1 protein-coding gene is annotated in these 1,572 nt (G+C 46.2%); it reads left to right on the forward strand.

Annotation, left to right across the window (positions count from 1 at the left end; genetic code table 11):
• Positions 1 to 253 precede the first annotated feature (253 nt).
• The gene (locus DFP95_RS28565) at positions 254 to 1,489 is read left to right on the forward strand and encodes an IS110 family RNA-guided transposase (RefSeq protein WP_115996080.1); all 1,236 of its coding nucleotides are present in this window, start codon (positions 254 to 256) and stop codon (positions 1,487 to 1,489) included.
• The last annotated feature ends 83 nt before the right edge of the window (positions 1,490 to 1,572 follow it).

Here is a 1,572-nt window from a genome sequence, read left to right on the forward strand (position 1 = left end):
TTACTAACCAAAGATGATGCCAGCATCATCGCCATGAATGAAAAATGGTTCGTCCGCATCCTTTTCTAAAATCCTTTAAAAACGGATAAACAGATAATAGAACAGATCAAAAGACGGCCGAGAATTGGATACTCCGTTTACTAACCCGTCTTATTGCAGTTGCGAGAGCCGCCCATTGTCTAACCTAGACGCGTATAAACTCTCTCCTTCGAGCTGCATGGTCTGTTCTAATCCAAGTTGAGAAGGTGTTTAGATGGATGCTGTACGAATGACTTGTGCAGGACTTGATGTTCATCAGAAAACAGTTGTCGCCTGTGTCCTTACAGGACCTATTGAAGGAAAGCCCAAAGCGATCATTCAGACGTTTGGGACGACAACAAAAGAATTGTTGACTCTTCAAGATTGGCTAGCGGAACACGACTGCAGCGAAGTCGCCATGGAGAGTACCGGTGTATTGTGGAAACCCGTTTGGAATATTCTTGAATCTACCTGCCAACTGGTCCTTGCCAATCCGCAGCATATCAAGAACTTGCCAGGACGCAAAACAGATGTCAGAGATGCACAGTGGATTGCGCAACTGCACCGCTCTGGATTAATTGAACCGAGTATGGTAGCGCCTAGAGAAATTCGCGATCTTCGGGACAAAACACGCTATCGCCGTAAACTCGTACAGCATGCGACGGCCGAGAAGAATCGGGTCCACAAAATTCTACAGGATGCCAACATCAAGCTGACCACCTATATGTCCGACTTATTCGGCGTATCCGGTCGAGCCCTGTTGGAGCGGCTTACTGACGGCGAAGTATTGGAAGAAGAAACCGTTCGCGAGCTTGTGAAGGCCAGATTAAAGAGTAAGATAAGTCAGTTAATGGATGCCCTAAATGGCAGACTACTGAAGCACCATCGTGAAATGATCAAGTACCACATGGAGCATCTGAAGTTTCTCGAAGAACAAACTGGGCGGTTAGAAGAGAACATTCAGGCTTTAGTGATGCCCTATCAAGAAGAGGTGAAATTACTCGATAGCATTCCAGGTATTGACGAGATTGCGGCGACAACACTCTTGGCTGAAATTAGTCCTGACGCTGTCAACCATTTCTCGTGCGACGCCAAGCTCGCTTCTTGGGTAGGCGTATGCCCCGGGAATAAGGAAAGCGCAGGTGTCCGGAAAAAGGCAAGATCCCGCAAAGGAAATAAACATGCTAAAGGGATCTTATGCCAAGCTGCGTGGGCGAATATCCAAAGTAAAAACCAAATCGGAGATTACTTTAGGAGAATCCGAAAACGAAGGGGCGAGCAAAAAGCAGCCGTTGCTACCGCTCACTTAATTCTAAGAATAGCGTACGCCATACTGAGAGACCGAGTGGACTATGTGAATGTGGAGAGAGAATTCTTTCAGGTGACTACAGAAAAGATGGCAGATCGACTAACGAAGCAACTGCTACAACTAGGTTACCAGGTCGAACTCAAGCCAACAGGAACGTCGTAAGCTTTTAAAAAACGTCAAGTTCAAAAACGGGGTGGCGGGCATTTTTTTTGCTTTTTTGAGGTACTCCATTTTCGTATAATCTC

The organism is Cohnella lupini (assembly GCF_003386205.1).
GTDB lineage: Bacteria > Bacillota > Bacilli > Paenibacillales > Paenibacillaceae > Cohnella > Cohnella lupini.